General features: G+C 70.2%; 18 protein-coding genes and 1 pseudogene. 9 read left to right on the forward strand and 10 right to left on the reverse strand.

Going from position 1 to position 19950, the window contains the following annotated elements; genetic code table 11:
• Window positions 1-266: 266 nt before the first annotated feature.
• From B9O00_RS18190 to B9O00_RS18225, 8 genes are all read left to right on the forward strand, one after another.
• Window positions 267-1037: an ABC transporter ATP-binding protein gene (locus tag B9O00_RS18190; RefSeq protein WP_085124229.1), complete on the forward strand. Its 771-nt coding sequence runs from the start codon at window positions 267-269 to the stop codon at window positions 1035-1037.
• Window positions 1030-1791 carry an ABC transporter ATP-binding protein gene (locus B9O00_RS18195; protein WP_085124130.1) on the forward strand — a complete coding sequence of 254 codons (762 nt, stop codon included), beginning with the start codon at window positions 1030-1032 and terminating at the stop codon, window positions 1789-1791. The genes B9O00_RS18190 and B9O00_RS18195 overlap by 8 nt, the downstream gene beginning before the upstream one ends.
• Before the next feature lie 235 nt (window positions 1792-2026).
• Entirely contained in the window at window positions 2027-2929 is a 903-nt protein-coding gene (locus tag B9O00_RS18200; RefSeq protein WP_085124131.1) for a branched-chain amino acid ABC transporter permease, read from the forward strand.
• Complete coding sequence (locus B9O00_RS18205) at window positions 2926-3984, forward strand: branched-chain amino acid ABC transporter permease (RefSeq protein ID WP_235017147.1); 1059 nt, start codon at window positions 2926-2928, stop codon at window positions 3982-3984. The genes B9O00_RS18200 and B9O00_RS18205 overlap by 4 nt, the downstream gene beginning before the upstream one ends.
• Window positions 3981-5162, forward strand: coding sequence for an ABC transporter substrate-binding protein (locus tag B9O00_RS18210; RefSeq protein WP_085124132.1), 1182 nt, complete (start codon window positions 3981-3983; stop codon window positions 5160-5162). The genes B9O00_RS18205 and B9O00_RS18210 overlap by 4 nt, the downstream gene beginning before the upstream one ends.
• Before the next feature lie 198 nt (window positions 5163-5360).
• Entirely contained in the window at window positions 5361-6713 is a 1353-nt protein-coding gene (locus tag B9O00_RS18215; protein ID WP_085124133.1) for a glutamine synthetase family protein, read from the forward strand.
• Window positions 6714-6750: 37 nt separating this feature from the next.
• The gene (locus B9O00_RS18220; protein WP_085124134.1) at window positions 6751-7422 is read left to right on the forward strand and encodes a cysteine hydrolase family protein; all 672 of its coding nucleotides are present in this window, start codon (window positions 6751-6753) and stop codon (window positions 7420-7422) included.
• A complete protein-coding gene (locus B9O00_RS18225) occupies window positions 7423-8418 on the forward strand; it encodes a zinc-binding dehydrogenase (protein WP_085124135.1) in 996 nt (331 codons plus the stop codon).
• Here B9O00_RS18225 and B9O00_RS18230 read toward each other — a convergent pair.
• The 9 genes and pseudogenes from B9O00_RS18230 to B9O00_RS18265 all read right to left on the reverse strand — a co-directional run bounded on the left by B9O00_RS18230 (window position 8399) and on the right by B9O00_RS18265 (window position 17280).
• Window positions 8399-9127, reverse strand: a complete 729-nt coding sequence (locus B9O00_RS18230; RefSeq protein ID WP_085124136.1) for an ABC transporter ATP-binding protein — start codon at window positions 9125-9127, stop codon at window positions 8399-8401. The genes B9O00_RS18225 and B9O00_RS18230 overlap by 20 nt on opposite strands.
• Window positions 9120-11153 (reverse strand): branched-chain amino acid ABC transporter ATP-binding protein/permease, encoded by a 2034-nt coding sequence (locus B9O00_RS18235; protein WP_218822890.1) that lies wholly within the window; start codon window positions 11151-11153, stop codon window positions 9120-9122. The genes B9O00_RS18230 and B9O00_RS18235 overlap by 8 nt, the downstream gene beginning before the upstream one ends.
• A 7-nt stretch (window positions 11154-11160) precedes the next feature.
• A complete protein-coding gene (locus tag B9O00_RS18240; protein ID WP_085124137.1) occupies window positions 11161-12090 on the reverse strand; it encodes a branched-chain amino acid ABC transporter permease in 930 nt (309 codons plus the stop codon).
• A 33-nt stretch (window positions 12091-12123) separates the two neighbouring features.
• The gene (locus B9O00_RS18245; RefSeq protein ID WP_218822889.1) at window positions 12124-13335 is read right to left on the reverse strand and encodes a branched-chain amino acid ABC transporter substrate-binding protein; all 1212 of its coding nucleotides are present in this window, start codon (window positions 13333-13335) and stop codon (window positions 12124-12126) included.
• Between the two features lie 513 nt (window positions 13336-13848).
• Window positions 13849-14055: a hypothetical protein gene (locus B9O00_RS18250; RefSeq protein WP_085124139.1), complete on the reverse strand. Its 207-nt coding sequence runs from the start codon at window positions 14053-14055 to the stop codon at window positions 13849-13851.
• Window positions 14056-14106: 51 nt separating this feature from the next.
• Complete coding sequence (locus tag B9O00_RS32560; protein ID WP_143596269.1) at window positions 14107-14292, reverse strand: hypothetical protein; 186 nt, start codon at window positions 14290-14292, stop codon at window positions 14107-14109.
• A gap of 102 nt (window positions 14293-14394) precedes the next feature.
• On the reverse strand, window positions 14395-16350 hold the full coding sequence (locus B9O00_RS18255) for a PHA/PHB synthase family protein (RefSeq protein ID WP_085124140.1): 1956 nt from the start codon (window positions 16348-16350) through the stop codon (window positions 14395-14397).
• An 89-nt stretch (window positions 16351-16439) separates the two neighbouring features.
• A pseudogene (locus B9O00_RS18260) lies at window positions 16440-16628 on the reverse strand (hypothetical protein); the annotation flags it as partial.
• 46 nt (window positions 16629-16674) lie between these two features.
• The gene (locus tag B9O00_RS18265) at window positions 16675-17280 is read right to left on the reverse strand and encodes a transglutaminase domain-containing protein (protein ID WP_085124141.1); all 606 of its coding nucleotides are present in this window, start codon (window positions 17278-17280) and stop codon (window positions 16675-16677) included.
• A 186-nt stretch (window positions 17281-17466) separates the two neighbouring features.
• Between B9O00_RS18265 and B9O00_RS18270 the strand changes: the two genes are divergently transcribed.
• Window positions 17467-17934: a hypothetical protein gene (locus B9O00_RS18270; RefSeq protein WP_085124142.1), complete on the forward strand. Its 468-nt coding sequence runs from the start codon at window positions 17467-17469 to the stop codon at window positions 17932-17934.
• Window positions 17935-18110: 176 nt separating this feature from the next.
• Here B9O00_RS18270 and B9O00_RS18275 read toward each other — a convergent pair whose 3' ends face one another.
• The gene (locus tag B9O00_RS18275) at window positions 18111-19907 is read right to left on the reverse strand and encodes a M3 family oligoendopeptidase (RefSeq protein WP_085124143.1); all 1797 of its coding nucleotides are present in this window, start codon (window positions 19905-19907) and stop codon (window positions 18111-18113) included.
• Window positions 19908-19950: the final 43 nt, after the last annotated feature.

Here is a 19950-nt window from a genome sequence, read left to right on the forward strand (position 1 = left end):
CCTCCGTCCGCGGGGTGCCCGGCGGCCCTTGCCTCGGCCTTGTCCGGAGCCCTCCTGGCGCTCACCAGAATTACAAAATTGACTTGCCCGTCACCCTATGGAAATTTTTGATACAGGAAAGCTGTTCGGGCAAGGGGGTCTCGGGTGCGCAGTCCGGCCATTCGCTCAAGAGGCGCCGCAGGCTCCGCCCCGGGAACGTCCGGCGAAACGGCCGGCGGGGCGGTCCGGACGTGAGCGAGGCGGCGCGCTCCCAGGCTCCGGGCAGCATGGACTCCGCGCCGCTGCTCGAGACCAGCGGCCTCACCAAGTCGTTCCGCAGCCTGGTCGCGCTCAGGGACCAGGCGATCGTCGTCAGGCCCGGCGAGATCGTCGGGGTGATCGGCCCGAACGGCTCGGGCAAGTCGACCTTCTTCAACCTGGTCAGCGGCTTCCTGCGCCCCGACAGCGGCTCGGTGCGCTTCGACGGCCAGCCGATCGAGCGCCGCTCGGCGGCCGAGATCGTGCGCCTCGGCATCGCCCGGACCTTCCAGGGCACGCGCCTGTTCAAGGCCCTGAGCGTCGCCGAGAACGTGCGCGCGGCGGCCCAGCTGCGCCACCCCTCCTCGATGCTCGACGCCCTGGTCGGCACGCCGCGGCTGCGCCGGGCGGCCCGGAGGGTCGACGCGATCACCGGCGAGCTGCTCGGGCTGGTCGGCCTGACCGGCCGCGCCGGGGTGCGCGCCGGCGACCTGCCCTACGGCGACCAGCGCCGGCTCGAGCTGGTGCGCGCGCTGGCGACGCAGCCGCGCCTGCTGATGCTCGACGAGCCGGCGGCCGGCATGGACGCCGCCGAGACCCGCGAGCTGATGGACTTGGTCGACCGCATCCGCCGGCGCTTCGGCGTCGCGGTCATCGTCGTCGAGCACGACATGGACCTGATCATGAACCTCTGCGAGCGCATCCAGGTGCTCGCCCACGGGCAGACCATCTTCGAGGGCGCGCCGGCCGAGGTGCAGGCCCACCCGAAGGTGCGGGAGGTCTACCTTGGCCATGCCTGAGGCCGCCCTGCCCGCATCCGGCGGCGACCCGGCCCTGGCGGTCGCGGGCCTGGAGGTGCGCTACGGCGCGGTGACGGCATTGCGCGGCGTCTCGCTGGAGGTCGCGGAAGGCGAGGTCGTGGCCCTGCTCGGCGCCAACGGCGCCGGCAAGACGACGATGCTGCGCACGATCTCGGGCCTGGTGCGGCCGCGCGCCGGGCGGATCAGCCTGTTCGGCCGGCGCATCGACCAGCTGCGGCCGCCGCGCATCGTGGCGCTGGGCATCGCCCACTCGCCCGAGGGCCGGCGCCTGTTCGGCTCGCTGACCGTCGCCGAGAACCTCCGCCTCGGCTCGGTCAGCCGCAAGGACCGCGAGGCGGTCGCCGGGGACCGCGAGAAGATCTTCACGCTCTTCCCGGTGCTCAGGGAGCGCCGCAACCAGCAGGCCGGCACCCTGTCGGGCGGCGAGCAGCAGATGCTGGCGCTCGGCCGCGCCCTGATGGCGAGGCCCAGGCTGCTGCTGCTCGACGAGCCCTCGCTCGGCATCGCGCCGCTGCTGGTCCAGCAGATCTTCGCGACGCTCGGCGAGCTGAAGGCGATGGGCGTCACCATGCTGCTGGTCGAGCAGAACATCGGGGTCGCCCTCGCGCTCGCCGACCGCGCCTACGTGCTGCGGACCGGCCAGGTCGCGCTCGCCGGCGCCGCCCGCGACCTCAAGGAGCAGTACGAGGAGGTCGCGGCGGCCTACCTGGGCGCCGGCGGGGGCGGGCGATGAGGCACTTGATCATGCTCTCGGACCCGTCGCCCCTCTTTCTGGCGTCATCCGCGCTCTCACTTTCGTCATCCCCGCGAAAGCGGGGATCCAGAGAACGACACCGTGGGCACAGGCCCCGCACCGCTCGCACGGGCGGCGCTTTCCTCTGGATCCCCGCTTTCGCGGGGATGACGAAGAAGAGAGTGGGAATGACGGCGGGACACTGGGCTTCCCTGGTCATGCCGGGAGGCCGCCGATGAACCCGGGCCTCTACATCGCCCAGCAGGTCATCAACGCGATCAGCCTGGGCAGCCTCTACGCCCTGGTCGCGATCGGCCTGTCGATGGTCTTCGGCATCCTCAGGATGACCAACTTCGCCCACGGCGACATGATGATGGTCGGTGCCTTCGGCACGCTGCTGCTCGGCTTCGCCGGCCTGCCCTTCTGGCTGGCCGCGCTCGGCGGCATCGCGATCGGCGCGCTGGCCGGGGTGATCGTCGAGCGGGTCGCCTACCGGCCGGTGCGCGGCGCGCCCGACGTCTCGCTGCTGCTGACCAGCCTCGCCGTCACCTACATCCTGGAGAACCTGGGCATCCTGATCTTCAGCTCCTCGCCGCGGAACTTCCCGCTGCCGGACTGGATGAACGTCGCCCTGCAGTTCTACGATGGCCAGCTGACCTTCACCCAGATCAACGTCGTGACCGTGGTGGCGACCGCCGTCTCGCTGGGCTTCCTCGGCTGGTTCGTGACCCGGACCAACGCCGGCATCGGCATGCGCGCGGCGGCCGAGGACCTGCAGGCGGCACAGCTGGTCGGGCTCGACGTCGACCGGCTGATCGTCGTCGCCTTCGCCATCGCCTCGGCCTTCGCCGGCCTCGCCGGCGTGCTCTGGGCGGCGCAGTCGGGCATCGTCGAGCCGCACATGGGCTTCACGCCGCTGCTCAAGGCCTTCGTCGCGGCGATCATCGGCGGCTTCGGCTCGATCGCCGGCGCCCTCATCGGCGGCTTCGTGCTGGGCGCCCTGGAGATCTTCATCGTCGCCTTCCTGCCCTCGGCGGTCTCGCCCTACCGCGACGCCATCGTCTTCGCGCTGCTGATCGCCTTCCTGCTGTTCCGCCCGAACGGCCTGCTCAACCGCAGCCAGGAGATCAAGCTGTGAGCGCGCCGCGCGGACTGCCACGCGGCCTGCTGGCCGGCCTCGCCGGCATCGCCCTGCTGGCGCTGGTCACCTGGCTGCTGCCGCAGCTGGTCAGCAACTACCTGGTGCGCGTCGTCATCGTGATGTGCATCAACGCCGTGCTGGTCGCCTCGATGGGCCTCGCCAACGGCTTCACCGGCGTCTTCTCCCTGGGCCACGTCGGCTTCGTCGCGGTCGGCGCCTACGTCTCGGGCATCCTGTCGCTCTCGGCCCACGCCAAGGGCGCCTATCTTCCCGACCTGCCGCACTGGCTGGCCGGCATCACCCTGGGCTTCCTGCCCTCGACCCTGGTCGCCGGCCTGGTTTGCGTCGCCCTGGCCTTCCTGGTCGGCGCGCCGCTGATGCGGCTCTCGGGCTACTTCGTCGCGGTCGCGACGCTCGGCTTCCTGATCATCGTCAACGTCGTGCTGATCAACGCCGTCGACTTCACCCGCGGCGCCCGCACCTTCACCGGCGTGCCGCTGGAGACCAGCCTGCCCTGGGCGGTCGGCTGGCTGGCCGTCGCCGTCGCGGTGATCGCGCGCGTCGTCTACTCGCCGGTCGGCCGGCGCTACCGGGCGGTGCGCGAGGACACGATCGCGGCCCAGGCGATCGGCCTGGAGGTGCTGCCGGTGCGCCTCTCCGCCTTCATGCTCGGCGCCTTCTTCGCCGGGGTCGGCGGCTCGCTCTACGGCCACTACCTCGGCTCCTTCTCGCCGGCCGCCTTCTACCTCGCCTACACCTTCACGCTGATCTCGATGCTGGTGATCGGCGGCATGCAGAGCCTGACCGGCGCCCTGGTCGGCGTCGTCGCGGTCAGCGTCGCCAGCGAGGTGCTGCGCAACCTGGAGCGCGGCCTCGACCTCGGCATCTTCACCGTGCCGCCGCTCTACGGCGCCAGCCAGGTCGTGCTCGGCTTCATCCTCATCCTCGTCATGATCTTCCGTCCGAGCGGGATCATGGGCGATCGGGAACTCACGCTCGGGCCACTCGTGAAGCCACGCCAGGAAGGCCCGGGCAGGGAGATAAAGAGATGACACGGACTGCATTGCACAGGCTGCCGCTCGCGCTCGCGGCCGGCCTCCTCGTCTCGACGGCCGGCTTCGCCTCGACTGCCTCGGCGGCCGACACCATCAAGATCGGCGCCCCCTTCAACGTCACCGGCGCGCTCTCCTCGCTCGACGCGCCGGCGCTCAACGGCGCCAAGCTCAAGGTCAAGGAGATCAACGACGCCGGCGGCGTGCTCGGCAAGCAGCTCGAGCTGGAGATCTACGACACCAAGACCGACCCGACGGTGATCGCCAGCGTGGCCAGCCAGCTGGTCAGCCAGGACGTCCCGGTCGGCATGGGCTTCACGGACTCCGACTCGGTGCTGGCCCTCGGCCCGATCTTCCAGCAGGCCGGCATCCCCTTCGTGACGCCGGGTGCCACCTCGCCGAAGCTGCCCGACCAGATCGGCGACATGATCTTCCTGGCCTGCTTCGGCGACAACGTGCAGGCCGCGGCCGGCGACGAGTACCTGATGAACGAGGCCAAGGCCAAGAAGGTCTTCCTGCTGCGCGACAACTCGACCGAGTACACGACGCTGCTGGCCAAGTACTTCGACGAGGCCTTCACGCACGACGGCGGCAGGGTCATCGCGCGCGACGACTACAAGAGCGGCGACAAGACCTTCACCGCCCAGATCACCAAGCTGAAGGCGCTCTCCGAAAAGCCGGACGCGCTCTACGTCTCGGCGATGCCCGACGACATCGGCCTGATCGTCAAGCAGATGCGCCAGGCCGGCGTGACCGAGCCGATCGTCGGCGGCGACGGCTACGACACGCCGCTGCTGATCCAGGTCGGCGGCAAGGCCGCGGACGGCGTCGTCTACTCGACCCACGCCTTCATGGCGACCGACTCCACCCCGGCGATCCAGAAGTTCTACAAGGACTACAAGGCGGCCTACGGCATGGAGCCGGAGAACGCCTTCGCCGCCCTCGGCTACGACACGGTCGGGCTGATCGCCGACGCGATCAAGCGGGCCGGCGCCGCCGATCCCAAGAAGATCCGCGACGCCCTGGCCGCGACCCAGGGCTACAAGGGCATCACCGGGTCGATCTCCTATCCCGAGGGCACCCGCGTGCCGGCCAAGACGGTCGCCATGATCGGCGTCAAGAACGACAAGCTCTACCTCGCCGACGAGGTGACGCCGAAGTGGATCGCGAAGCCGTAGGGGGAAGCTATCGTCGCCTGAAACACCCCTCACCCTCCCACACTTCGTGTGGGCCCCTCCCTCTCCCCCAAGGGGCGAGGGAAGACACGAGCGCCCCCGAAAATCCCTCGCCCCTTGGGGGAGAGGGAGAGGCCCGCGAAGCGGGAGGGTGAGGGGTATCGGACGCAGCCTCCCGCACCAGCCAAGGAAGCCCAAGCGATGTCGAGCGAAGTGGATCCCGTCGGCCGGCTGATGGCCGAGCTGAGCGAGCGGCAGATCGAGTACCTGCGCTTCGAGCTGCCCGACCTGCACGGCGTCTCGCGCTCCAAGACCGTGCCGGTCGACAAGGTCGAGGGCTATGCCCGCCACGGCCTCAACTTCTACGGCGGCGTGCTCGGCCTCGACACGGCCTCCAACGTGGTGCCGGGCAGCCGGCTGCACACCGAGCGCAACTACGCCGACCAGAACCTCTTCCCGGACCCCGACTCGCTGCGCGTCCTGCCCTGGCTGGAGCACACCGCGAGCGTCCTCTGCCTGGGCTACTGGGACGGCGGCGAGCCGCAGCGCGCCGCGCCCCGCTGGGTCTTCTCCGAGCTGGTCAAGAAGGCCAACGCGCTGGGCTACGACGTCATGCTCGGCCACGAGTACGAGTACTACCTGCTCGACGCCCAATCGCTCGACACGCCCGCCCGCGGGCGGATGTTCGAGGGGCTGCACATCTTCAACACGGTGCGCAACCACTGGGCGCCCTTCCTCGATACCCTGGTGCCGACCCTGCGCGCCTACGGCATCGACATCGTCACCCACAACACCGAGTACGCCGGCTCGCAGTTCGAGACGGTCTACGGGCCGGGCATGAACCTGGCCGGCGCCGACAAGGCCTTCGCCTTCAAGAACGGCCTCAAGGAGCTGGCGCACCGCAACGGCCTGATCGCCAGCTTCATGGCCAAGCCCTTCGCCGGGATGGCCGGCAGCGGCTGCCATCTGCACCTCAGCCTCTGGGACCGGAAGACCGGCCGCAACGCCTTCATGGACGCGGAGGCTGCCGCGGGCTTCTCCGACCTCGCCGGCCACTTCATCGAGGGCGTGCTGGCCCACGGCGCCGCCATGATGCCGCTGATCAACCCGACGCCGAACTGCTACCACCGGGTCAAGCCGCACACCTTCGCGCCCTCGAACATCTCCTGGGGCGTGCAGGACCGCTCGGCGATGGTCCGGGTCAAGGCGACCGGCGACGAGCGCACCCACATCGAGATGCGCGGCGGCTCGGCGGCGAGCAACCCCTACCTGCTGGCCTCGGCCGTGCTGGCCGCCGGCCTGCTCGGCCTCGAAGCCAAGGCCCCCCTGCGCGAGCAGGGCCGCGAGACGACCAGCGAGGACAACCCGGACCTGACGCCCTTCCCGCAGTCGCTGCCCCTGGCGCTCGACGCCCTCGAGGCCGATGATGACCTGCGCGTGATCCTGGGCGAGGAGTTCGTCGAGGTCTTCACCGCCGTGAAGCGCTTCGAGCTGGCCCGCTTCGCCGCCCACGTCACCGACTGGGAAACCAACGAGTACCTGGAGCTCTACTGAGCCCCCTTCTGCGCCCCCTCCAGCCCCGGCAGGACCCATGACCGCCTTCGATCCGCCCCCCTTCGATCCGCCCCCCTTCGATCCCCTGCGCCTGAAGCGCGACAAGACACTCGTCCCGGCCGCCACGGCCGTGCTGATCGTCGACGTCCAGAACGCCGAGATCGAGGAGCACTACCGCGCCGAGAAGCCGGAATACTGGCAGGCCGTGCACGAGCGCGCGCTGCCGGCGCTGAAGCGCCTGGTCGAGGGCGCCCGCGCCGCCGGCAGCGAGGTCGTCTACACGGTGATCGAGGCGCTGACCCGCGACGGCCGCGACCGCTCGCTCGACCACAAGCTCTCGGGCATCCTGGTGCCCAGGGGCTCCGAGGGCGCCAGGGTCATCGACGCGGTGGCGCCGCTCGACGACGAGATCGTGCTGCCGAAGACCTCCTCGGGCATCTTCAACTCGACCAACGTCGACTACGTGCTGCGCAACCTCGGCGTCGAGAACCTGATCGTCGCCGGCTTCCTGACCGACCAGTGCGTCGACATGGCGGTGCGCGACGCCGCCGACCGCGGCTACTACGTGATCTGCGCCGCCGACGGCTGCGCCAGCCACACCGACGAGCGCCACCGCACGGCGCTCAAGGCCTTCGGCGGCTACTGCCGGGTCCAGAACGTCGAGGAGATCCTGGCCGACCTCGGCGTGACGGCCGCCATCGAGGCCTAGGTGAAGGCGGTCCTGCTCGAGGGCTACGGCGGCTCGGAGGTCCTGCGCCTCGGCGAATTGCCGCGGCCCGTTCCCGAAGGCCGGCAGGTACTGGTCGAGGTCCTGGCGACCAGCGTCAACCCGATCGACTGGAAGCTGCGCAAGCACGGCGGCGACTGGGCGCCCGAGCCCGGCGGCGTGCTGCACGGCGACCTCGCCGGCCGGGTCGCCGCGGTCGGCCCGCAGGCCACCCGCTTCCAGGTCGGCGACGCGGTCTACGGCTGCGCCGGCGGTCTGCGTGGCTACGACGGCGCGCTGGCCGAATTCATGCGCTGCGACGAGGAGCTGCTCGCCGCCAAGCCCGAGACGCTCGACTGGCGACAGGCCGCGGCGCTGCCGCTGGTCACGCTGACCGCCTGGGAGGGCCTGATCGACCGGGCGCGCCTGCAGCCCGGCGAGCGGGTGCTGGTCCAGGGCGGCGCCGGCGGCGTCGGCCATGTCGCGATCCAGCTCGCCAAGGCGGCCGGCGCCTGGGTCGCGGCGACCGTCTCCAGCGCGGCCAAGGCCGAGGTCGCGCGGCGCTGCGGCGCCGACGCGACGATCGACTACCGCCGCGAGGCGCCGGCCGACTACGCGGCGCGCCTGACCGGCGGCGCCGGCTTCGACCTCGCCTTCGACACGATCGGCGCCTCGGCCTTCGCCGCCTCGATCGAGGCGCTGCGCCCCGGCGGCCGGCTGGTCACCATCGCCGCGACCGAGGCGTTCGTGCTGGCGCCGGCCCACGCCCGCGGCCTGGACATCCAGATCGTGCTGATGCTGCTGCCGATGCTGACCGGCCGCGGCAAGGCACGCCAGGGCGAGCTGCTGGCACAGGCGGCGCGGCTCGCCGACATGGGCCGCCTGGCGCCGGTCCTGGACCCCCGGGCCTTCACGCTCGCCGAGGCGGCGGCGGCCCACGACCGCCAGGAGTCCGGCGAGGCGCTCGGCAAGATGGTGATCACCGTGGGGCCGGCGTAGCCTCCGCCTGGCCGAGGTAGACCTTCTGCAGCCACTCGTTGCCGAGCAGCTCGCTGGCCGTGCCGTGCAGCATGACCTCGCCGGTCTGCAGCACGTAGCCGCGGTGCGCGATCGAGAGCGCCATGTTGGCGTTCTGCTCGACGACGAAGATCGTCGTGCCCTGCCTGTTGATCTCCTGGATGATCTCGAAGACCTGCTCGACGTAGGCCGGCGACAGGCCCATCGAGGGCTCGTCCATGCACAGCAGGCGCGGCCGCGCCATCAGCGCCCGGCCCATGGCGACCATCTGCTGCTCGCCGCCGGACAGCGTGCCGGCCGACTGGGCGAGCCGCTCCTTGACCCGCGGGAACAGCTCGTAGACCCGCTCGAGGTCCTCGGCGATGGCCGCCTTGTCCTTGCGGGTGTAGGCGCCCATCATCAAGTTCTCGTAGACGGTCATGCGCGGGAACAGGCGGCGCGCCTCGGGCACCGGGGCGATGCCGCGGCGGACCCGCTCGGCGGTCGACAGCCGGCTGATGTCCTCGCCCTCCAGGACCACCGCGCCGCGCTTCGGCTGCACGACGCCCAGCACCGTCTTCATCGTCGTCGACTTGCCGCAGGCATTGCCGCCCAGCAGGCAGACGATCTCGCCCTGCTCGATCTTGTAGTTGACGGCCTTCAGGACGTGCAGCTCGCCGTAGAAGGTGTCGACGTCGCGGAACTCAAGCATGGGCCACCGCCTTGCGCCCGAGGTAGGCCTCCAGCACCTGCGGGTCTGCGTGGACCTCGGCCGGCGTGCCCTCGGCGATCTTCTCGCCGTGGTCCAGCACCACGATCCGGTCGGCGAGGTCGTTGACGACGTTGAGCTTGTGCTCGATCAGGAAGACCGTCAGCCCCATGTCCTTGAGGCTGCGGATCTGCTCGGCGAGCTCCAGGGTCTCGCCGGGGTTCATGCCGGCCGCCGGCTCGTCGAGCAGCAGGATCTTCGGCTGCGAGGCCAGGGCGCGGGCGATCTCGACGCGCCGCCGGTTGGCGTAGGACAGCTCGCTGACCGTCTGGTCGAGCCGCGGCAGCAGGCGGTTGCCGAAGACCGACAGCACCTCGATCGCCCGCTCGCGCGCCTCGCGCTCCTCGACCGCGACCGACGGCGGGCGCAGCACGGCGCCGAGGGCGCCGGTCGTGGTGCGCGAGTGCATCCCGACCAGGACGTTCTCCAGCACCGTCATGTTGTTGAACAGCCGGAGGTTCTGGAAGGTCCGCGCGATGCCGAGCCGGGCCAGCTCGTGGGGCGGCAGGCCGGTGACGTCCCTGCCCTGCAGCAGGATCTTGCCGCCGGTCGCCGGGTCCAGGCCGGTGATCACGTTGAACATCGTCGTCTTGCCCGAGCCGTTCGGCCCGATCAGCGCGACGATCGTGCCGGCCGCGATCTTCAGGTCGACCTCCTTGACCGCGATGATGCCGCCGTAGCGCTTGACCAGGCCGCGGATCTCCAGCAGCGGGCCGGGCGTCTCGGCCGCCTCCCGGGCGAGCACGCGCAGCTGCCGCCTGATGCCGCCGCGCTCGACGTTGGCGGTCTGCTCGGCGAGGCTGAGGGCGCGGGTCGCCCGGCGTGCCGGGATCAGGCCCTGGCGGCGGTAGAGCATGGTCAGCACCAGGACGATGCCGAAGATCAGCTCGATCGCCTGGGTCAGGTCGATGGTCTGCAGCCAGTCGTTGTCGAGCAGCTCGCCGAGGTCGTGCAGCCAGCCCGAGACGTCCTGCAGCACCCAGGACTGCAGGATCTGCAGGATCAGCGCGCCGGCGACGACGCCGTAGGGGCTGCCCATGCCGCCGAACACGACCATGACCAGGATCATCGCCGAGACCGGGAACATGAACATGTCCGGGGTCGCGGTCTGCAGCTTAGCGACGTAGAAGGTACCGATCATCCCGGCGAAGCCCGCGCCGACCGCGAAGGCGAGCAGCTTGAGCCTGACCCGGTTGACGCCCATCGCCGCCGCCGCGATCTGGTCCTCGCGGATCGCCATCCAGGCCCGTCCGATCCGCGAGGTCGTCAGCCTGAGGCTGACGAAGATGAAGAGGGCGACCAGCGCGACGCCGACGTAGTAGTAGGGCGTCGAGGTGACGCCGAAGTTGTAGCCGAACAGCGAGGGCGCCTGGACGCCGTTGAGGCCCATCGCGCCGTTGGTCAGGCTCGGCGTGTTGCGCACCACGACCGGCACGATCTCGCCGAAGCCCAGGGTCACGATCGCCAGGTAGTCGCCCTTGAGCCTGAGGGTCGGCGCGCCGAACAGGATGCCGAAGAAGGCGGCGATCAGGCCCGACAGCGGCAGCATGATCCAGAATGACACCGTCAGGTGCGCGACGTCGGGCACGCCGTCGACGTGGAAGCGCTCGACCAGCCCGAGCCAGGCGAAGGGCTGCCAGAACGAGCTCCAGGCCGGCTCCAGCTGCCAGGACGCGAAGATGCCGTAGGTATAGGCGCCGATCGCGAAGAAGGCCGCATAGCCGAGGTCGAGCAGGCCGGCGAGGCCGACCACGATGTTGAGGCCGAGCGCCAGGGCCGCGAAGGCGGTGGCGTTGGCCGCCGCGTCGAGATCGCCGGCGTTGCCGTCGATCACCGGCAGCAGCAGCGCGAAGGCCGCGAAGGCCGCTACGGCCGCGCGCCCGCGGACCTTCGGCGGGACGCGCTTCAGCGGCGCCGCCAGCGCTGCGAGCAGGCCGGCGGCCGGATTGGTGGTTGCATCCATGTCCATGAGCCGATCAGGACCTCTGTGCCAGGGACCGCCCGAGCAGGCCGGTCGGCCGGAAGACGAGAACCAGGACCAGGATCGAGAAGATGATCACGTCGGTCCAACGCACGGCGATCAGCTGCCCGCCGACCGACTCGATCAGCCCGATCAGCAGGCCGCCGAGCATCGCGCCGGGGATGTTGCCGATGCCGCCGAGCACCGCGGCGGTGAAGGCCCTGAGCCCCGCGGTGTAGCCGATCTGGAAGTCGACGACGTTGTAGTAGAGCCCGAAGATCAGGCCCGCCGCCCCGGCCAGGGCCGAGCCCAGGAAGAAGGCGGTCAGCACGACACGGTCGACGTCGACGCCCATCATCCGGGCCGCCTCGGCATCCTGGGCCGTCGCCTGCATGGCCTTGCCCAGCTTGGTGTGGTGCACGAAGAGCTGCAGGCCAAGCATCAGGACCGCGGCGACGACCCAGACCAGGACCTCGCGCAGGTGCACCGTCGCCCCCCCGAGGTGCCAGGTCAGGTTCGGCAGCGGGTTCGGATAGTTCTCCTGCTGGGCGCCGACCAGCAGGAGGACCAGGTTGGTCAGGATGTAGGCGAGGCCGATCGTCGTGATCATCGCCGCCGTGCCCGGCACGTTGCGCAGCGGCCTCAGGGCCGTCCGCTCGATCACCACGCCCAGGGTCCCGGTCGCCAGCATCGTGACGACCAGGGCGAGCAGCAGGACGGCCACCAGCGGCAAGCCGGTGAGGATCACGGACTGGCCCGAGAGCCCCACGGCGAGCAGGACGGCCATGGCGATGAACGAGCCGACCATGAACACGCTGAAATGCGTGAAGTTGATCAGCTCGATGATGCCGTAGACCATGGTGAACCCGAGCGCGAGCAACGCGTACATCGCGCCCAGGCTCACCCCGTTGATGACCTGCTGCAGCAGCACATCAGAGAAAGTCATCGATCTGACTTCCGGCCACCGGCCGTCGATCGATCAGGAGGACGGCGCTTCTGGCGCGTCGCCCAGGTATTTGAACTGATGGATGACGTCGTCGTCCGGGTACTGCTTGTTGTGGGCCACCTGGAAGACCGCGATCGTCTTCTGCAGGATGTCGCCGTTGCCGTCGAAGGCGACCGGGCCCTGGAAGGTGTCGACCTTGGAGCTGGCGATCGCGTCGTGCACCGCCGCGCGCGTCACCTTGGCACCGCTGTCGGCGACCTTCTTGATCGCGGCGATGATCACCTTCGCGCCGTCGTAGGCGGTCACCGAATAGTCGCTCGGCGTGCGCCCGCCGCACATCTTGGAGAACTTCTTGACCCAGTCCGCCAGCTTCGGGTTCTCGGTCAGGTGCGGCGAGGCGTTGGTCACGTACCAGCCCTCGGACGCCGGGAAGCCGGCGCCCTTCAGCAGGTCGCCGGTGAACATGCCGTCGCCGCCCGCCTTGACCATCTTCGGCACGGTCTCGTAGGCCTGCTTGGCGAGCTTCACGCCGGCCTGGGCGACGCCGCCGTAGTAGATCGCGTCGGGGTGCATCCCCTTGATCTTGGTCAGAATGGTCGTGTAGTCGGCCTCTTTCGGGTTGAGCTCGTCATGGCCGAGCACCGTCATCCCGATCTTCTTGGCCTGCGCCTCGAAGAGGTTGGCCATGCCGACACCGTAGGCGCCGGAATCGTCGAGGATGTAGACCGTTTTGACCTTCAGGGTGTCCCGCATGTAGTTGGCCATGTTCGGGCCCTGGTACTTGTCGGTCGTCACGGTCCGGAAGTAGACCGGCTTGCCGGCAGGCCGGTACTGGCCGGCATAGCGCGGATCGGTGATGTCCGGGTTGGTCGAGGCCGGCGTGATGGTCGCCAGATCGCCCTGCGACAGGATCGGCGACATCGCCTTGCCGTCGCCGCTCATCTCCGGTCCGACGTTCGCGACGACCGAGGGATCGGCGACCAGCTTCTTGGCGTTGGTCGCCGCCTGGGCCGGGTCGTAGGCGCCGGCCGTGGCGGTCGCGTTGTTGAGAATCACGGTCTTGAGCTTGTAGCCGCCGACGCCGCCCATCTTGTTGGCCTCGTCGATGGCCATCTGGGCGCCGCACTTGATGCGGGTCGCGCCGTCCGCGTCGGCGCCGGTCAGCGGCAGGGTGATGCCGATGCTGACGGACTTGGCGGCCGCCTGGGCCGGCACCGGTCCGGCCGTCGCGACCAATCCGGCCACGAGGCCCACCCCGACAGTTGCAATCAGGAATCGATGGTAGCCTTGGTACGAGTCTCCCGACATGTTCGACCTCCATGCGCCCCGGTGAAGCCCGGGTGCGTCATTGCTTGAATGCAGGCCTCGCGGCCCTGGAAGTCCGACCCGATGAAAGCAGTGACCGATTGAAGAGACGCAGTTACCGACTGTAGGGACGAAGAATTCCCCATAATTTCCCCGCAAAAAACGTGCCATGGTCGGCGGCCGCGGCAAAGCCGGAATCCGGGGCGCAAACTGCGTAACAACGTCGCGACTCGCCTGCCGCCGGGGGCGGGCAGCGCGCTCAAGACCTGGGCAGCTCGGGACCGGACCGGCCGCGGCCGCGGGCTCGGCGTGCGCCTCTGCGGGCGGGGCTCGCGGGGCCTCGTCAGAGAGCTACGGCAGCCGGAACAGGGCAGGTGAAATCCTGCCCCGCGGCCGGCACAGCGGCAGGCCGCGGGCAGGCGCGGGATCGGCTTCCGGGGCGCGTGGGCGGCGTCAGCTCCGCAGCCGCCACCTGTCGGCGACCTTGCGCACGAGCTCGTCGAAGGAGGCGAAGCGCGTCCCGTCGAGCCCGGCCAGTTCCTGGCGCGCGGTGTAGAAGATCTGCGCGGTGCCCAGCGACACCGCGATGCCGGCCTTGACGCCCTGCACCAGCACGTCCGCCGACTGGACGTCCGTGAAGAACTGCGTGGTCCCAACCATGCGCGCCTCCCTGCTTCTTCGTTTCGAGTGGAAGCGGACGGGGAAAGGGTCCTAGATCCTGCGCAGAAGCCGCTCTGCCTCCCTGGTCGCCGCGGTCACGCTGGGAAAGACCTTCCGGTCCAGTGCCCAGGCCTCCAGGCAGCCGGCGTGAAAGGTGAAGCCGAAGGGCTCCGGCACCAGCAGGCCGACCGGCCTGTCGTCGGCCCGGACCAGCAATGCGCCGCCCTCTCGCTCCATCCTCGCCATCCCCGCTGCCGGACAAGGCACCGTTGCACCCCTGCCTTCTCGCAGCTCGCGGGGGAACTGTCGTTGACGCACATCAATCGGCGCGACAGGCGGTCAGCCCTGGTGCACGTAGCTGCCGGGCGCCGGGCAGATCGGCACGTAGCCCTTGGCCGGGTTGCCGAGCGGCGGCGGCGCGACCGGCTCGCCTGAGCGGGCATCCAGCCAGGCCAGGTATTCCGGCCACCAGGAGCCCTGGCGCACCGGCGTCTCCAGGCGCCAGCGGTCGGGATCGACGTAGCGCTCGTGGTCGCGCACCTGGCTGACCTGGTAGATGCGCTTCGGGTGGCCCGGCGGCGTGACGATGCCGGCGTTGTGGCCGCCGCTGGTCAGGAGGAAGGTCAGCTCGGTGTCGGTCAGGATGCGCAGCTTGTAGACCGAGCGCCAGGGGGCGACGTGGTCCTTGGCCGTGGCAACCGCGAAGATCGGCAGGTCGATGTCGGTCAGCGCGACCGGCCGTCCCTCGACCTCGTAGTGGCCCTGGGCCAGCTGGTTCTTCAGGAACAGCCGCTCCAGGTACTCGGCGTGCATGCGATAGGGCATGCGCGTCGCGTCGCCGTTCCAGGCCATCAGGTCGATCTTCCTGCTGCGCTGGCCAAGCAGGTACTCGCGCAGCAGCCGCGACCACAGCAGGTCGTTGGAGCGCAGCATCGTGAAGGCGCCGGACATCTGCTTGGTGTCCAGGTAGCCCTGGCTCCACATCAGGTCCTCGAGCCAGTCGAGCTGCCCGGCGTCGATGAACAGGGTCAGCTCGCCGGCCTCGACGAAATCGGTCTGGGCGGCCAGCAGGGTCATCGAGGCGAGCCGCTCGTCGCCCTCGCGCGCCATGGCGGCCACCGCGATCGACAGCAGCGTGCCGCCCAGGCAGTAGCCGAGGGCGTGGACCTTCGGCGCCCGGCCGTCCGCGCCCGCGCAGATCGCCTCGACCGCGTCGAGGGCGGCCATGACGCCGAGCCGCCGGTAGTCCTCCATGCCGAGGTCGCGGTCCTCGGCGTCGGGATTGCGCCAGGAGATCACGAAGACCGTGTGCCCCTGCCCGACCAGGTAGCGGACGAAGGAGTTCTCCGGCGACAGGTCCAGGATGTAGTACTTCATGATCCAGGCCGGCACGATCAGGATCGGCTCGGGCCGCACCGTCTCCGTCGCCGGGCGGTATTGGATCAGCTCGATCAGCCGGTTGCGGTAGACCACCTCGCCGGGGGTGACCGCGACCTGCTTGCCCGGCTGGAAGTCCTCGCTGCCGGCCGGCGGCTTGTGCAGCAGCTGGCGCTCGGCGTCCTCCAGCAGGTTGCCAAAGCCGCGGAGCAGGTTCTGGCCGCCCTCCTCGCGGGTCGCTTCCTGCAGGACCGGGTTGGTCGGCAGGAAGTTCGAGGGCGAGAAGACGTCGAGCCACTGGCGCGCGGCGAAGGAGACCATGGCCTCGTGGTGCTGCGAGACGCCGCGCACGCCGTTGGTCGCGTTGTGCCACCACTGCTGGGTCAGCAGGAAGCTCTCGACGAGGAGGTTGTAGGGCGGCTTGCGCCAGCCTTCGTCCGCGAAGCGCTTGTCGTGGGCCTGCGGCTCGATCAGCGGCTCGCTGGCCTGGCCCGCCAGGGCATGGCCGGCGCTGACGCCGAGCGCCATCGCCCCCTTCCAGGCGGCCTCGGCCAGCTCGGCCCGCTTGCCGGGCGACAGCGCCAGGTTCATCGCCCAGTCGCCGTAGGCCTGGGCCAGGGCGACCGGCGAGACCGCGCTGGTCATGCGGGCGAGGCCGCCGCGCACCACGCGGTCGAGGTTCCGGGCGCCGACGTCGGCCGGATAGTCCAGGTGCCAGCGCTCCGGCTGGAACGGCCGCTCCTCGCAGCTCAGCCGTTCGGCCGGCAGCGGCGCCCCGGCGCCGGCGCGCTTGGGCAGCCTGTGGACCTTGGCCTCGATCGGCTCGCCCGGCTGCCTTGCCGCCGGCTGCCCTGCGGCCCGCCGCCTGCCGGTCGCCGGCTTGACGTCCGCCTTGTCGCCACTCGCCTCGTCGCTCATCCGCCGGCTCCGCTCCTTGTGCTGCGCTGCACAATAGATAGGAAGCCGACGGGCCGCCTTTGAGGCAGCTCAATCGCCCGATGAAGCTTTCACGACGCTTTGCCGCGGCCGGCCGGCTCGTCGAGGGCCTCGAACTCGTCGATCAGGCCGGAAACGACCGACAGGCCCTTCCTCCGGAAGGCCGGATCCGAGGCGTCGAGGCCGAAGGGCGCGAGCAGCTCCCGGTACCGCTTCGAGCCGCCGGCCCTGAGCGGGTCCAGGTACTTCTCGGCGAGGCCGGCCTGGCGATTCGTTCGCCCCGCCCGCGACCCGCGACCGGCATGCTCAGGGGCGCGGCAGCCGCGTAACCGGGAACCCGACGGCATCGAGGAAGCCGAGCAGCCGGGGCGAAAAGCCGCTGCGGCTGAGCGCCGGGCTGCGCGGATCGGCCTCGTCGAACATCCAGAGCCTGCCGCCACGCCCCACCACCAAGAGGATCGCGTGCTGGTTGCCGCGCCGGTCGAAGCCCATCGCGACGGCGGCCTTGTCCGCCGGCACGCCGGCCGCCAGCGCGACGTAGAGGCCGAGGATGGCCTGATCTTCGCAGTCACCGGTGCCGCGCGCCGCCGTCTCCGCCGGGTCGGCCCAGGCATCCACTCGGCCGTCCGGGACGTAGCGGATGTTGCTGGTGACGAAGCGACGGATCGCCATGACCAGCTCGCGCGCGGAACGGCCCTCGTAGCGCTCGCCGAGCCGCTTCGCAGCCGCCAACGGTGCGGGGGTCTCCTGCAATTGTCCGCGCAGTTGCTGGGCCACAGCATCCCAGCGGGCGAAGGCGCTGCTCGGCCCGACCACGACGGCGGGGACGACCGATCCGTTTCCGAACTGGCGGATTTGCGCCTGGCCGAATGCCGCGTCCGGTGCAAGACCGACCCAAGCGTCGATCAGCATCAGGATTCCGATCAGAAGTTGCCGCCGCGATCCTTCCACCGGCACCGCCGCTCCGTACGCGCCCACCTTGTCCCTGGCGCCCCTCGCCGACCGCCCAAATTTCAGCGGACCGGAAACGATCTATAGTTTTTTTTCTTGGCAGATATTCTATCGTAAATCTGCCTCACCGCAAGCGAACGCATGCATATGGCGGGTATTCACATCAGTAAACTGACGCAAGAATTGTACGCCGGTCATCGCCTCACGGTGACGACGGCGCAGATGATGGCCGTTGCCGGGGCGGTCTTGCTGCGCGGGGCCGCCGCGGTCGTGGGCCTGCCGGCCCGGGCAGGGGCCGACGGCTGCGCAGGCGTCACGCAGCTGCCCGCCGGTCGCACGCTTTCCGACGGCGGCATCCTGACGGGGCAGCCGCTCGGACGCAGCGGTACGGAGCGATGGTTCGGGTTCGGCCTTCATCAGGACGAGCCGCGGCTCGATGCCCTCCTCCGGGGCCGGGATCGAGCGGTTCCGGTCGAGCTGTTCGGCGTCATGGTCCCCGAGCTCGACCAGGCGGAGGGCAATGCGCCGGGCACGAAGGCGCGCGCCGCGCTCGACGGGATGAGCGCGGCCGGACGGCATCCTTCTGGTCACCGACCGCGCCCGCCGGCCTCGTGAGCCCGGCCCCGCGACCGACGACCCAGCGTCGAGGCGGAGGCACGCAGCCGGCGTTGCGGACAGCGAGGGAGCTGCCCGATGCTCGCGGCGGCTGACCCGGCCTCGGCCGTCGCCAGCAGCAGCCGGGCGTCCTTCGCCGGCCGGCCCCGGCCCGGGACCGGCCGCGTGTCCGTGTTCTAGTCGAGCTGCTCCAGCTCGTCGATCAGGCCGGAAACGACCGACAGGCCCTTCTTCCAGAAGGCCGGGTCCGAGGCGTCGAGGCCGAAGGGCGCGAGCAGCTCCCGGTGCCGCTTCGAGCCGCCGGCCCTGAGCATGTCCAGGTACTTCTCGGCGAAGCCGGCCTCGGCCTCCTGGTAGACCGCGTAGAGCGAGTTCACCAGGCAGTCGCCGAAGGCGTAGGCATAGACGTAGAAGGGCGAGTGGACGAAGTGCGGGATGTAGGCCCAGTAGACCCGGTAGTCCTCGTTGAAGCCGAAGGCCGGGCCCAGCGCCTCCGTCTGGGTCGCCATCCAGATCTCGGCCAGCTCGTCGGACAGCAGCTCGCCCTCGTGCCGCCGGTCGTGGACCTGGGTCTCGAAGCGGTGGAAGGCGATCTGCCGGACCACGGTGTTGAGCATGTCCTCGACCTTGCCGGCCAGCATCGCCTTGCGCCTGGCCGGCTCGCTCGTCTGCTTCAGCAGGCGCCGGAAGGTCAGCATCTCGCCGAACACGCTGGCGGTCTCGGCCAGGGTCAGGGGCGTCCCGGCCAGCAGGTGGCCCTGGCCGCCGGCCAGCACCTGGTGGCAGCCGTGGCCGAGCTCGTGGGCCAGGGTCATGACGTCGCGCAGCTTGCCCTGGTAGTTGAGCAGCAGATAGGGGTGCGCGCTCGGCACGGTCGGGTGCGCGAAGGCGCCCGACTGCTTGCCGGGCCGCGCCGGCGCGTCGATCCAGGGCCGCTCGAAGAAGCGCCGGCCGACCGCGGCCAGGTCCTCGGAGAAGTCCGCATAGGCGGTCAGCACGGTCCGCTGCGCCTCCTCCCAGGGCACCTCGCGCTCGTCGCTGGTCGGCAGCGGCGCGTTGCGGTCCCAGTAGGAGAGCTTCTCGAGGCCCAGCCACTTCGCCTTCAAGGCGTAGTAGCGGTGCGAGAGCTGCGGATAGGACTCGACGACCGCCCCGACCAGGGCGTCGACGACCTCGTCCTCGACCCGGTTGGCGAGGTTGCGCGAGGAGACCGGCCGCGGAAGGCCGCGCCAGGAGTCCTCGATCTGCTTGTCCTTGGCCAGCGTGTTGGTGACCAGGGAGAACAGCGGCAGGCGCTGCCTCAGGCCGGCCGCGAAGGCTTCGCCGGCCCGCTGGCGCAGCGCCCGGTCGGGCTCGCTCATGCGGTTGAGGACCTGCATCGAGGTCAGCTCCTCGCCGTCGAGGCGGAAGCGCAGGCCGGCCATGGTCTCGTCGAACAGGCGGGTCCAGGCGGCCGAGCCGGCGACCTGCTTGTCGTGCAGCAGGCGCTCCAGCTTCTCCTCGAGCTGATAGGGCCGGAAGGCGCGGCTGTCGCGGATCCAGGGCCGGTAGCGCGCCAGCAGCGGGTCCTTCAGCTTCTGCTCGAGCGCCTGGTCCTCGATCTCGTTGAGCTCCAGGGTGAAGAAGATCAGCTCGGCGGCGATCGTGCTGACCGCCTCGTGGATGCGCTGGTAGAAGCGGCCGTTGCGCGGGTCGCTCATGTCGCCGGCATAGACCAGCTGGGCGTAGCTCATCAGCTTCGAGAGGATCTCGTCGATCGCCTCGTAGTCGGCGAGCGCGGTGCCGAGCTCGGCACCGCTCAGCGCCGCAAGCCGCCCGGCGCAATTCTTGCGCAGCCTGCCGGCGCGTTCGCGCGCCGTCGCGAGGTCCTGCTCGATGGCCGGCGCGTCCGGTCCGCCGTAGAGGTCGGCGAGGTCCCACTCGGGCAGCCGGCCCAGATCGTCGGCTGCCTTGCTCTTCGCGGCGTCGCTCATGCTGCTCCTTTCGCTTGACCTTCCCGCATATAGGCCGCATTCC

This window comes from Tistlia consotensis USBA 355 (assembly GCF_900177295.1).
Classification (GTDB): Bacteria; Pseudomonadota; Alphaproteobacteria; order Kiloniellales; family DSM-21159; genus Tistlia; species Tistlia consotensis.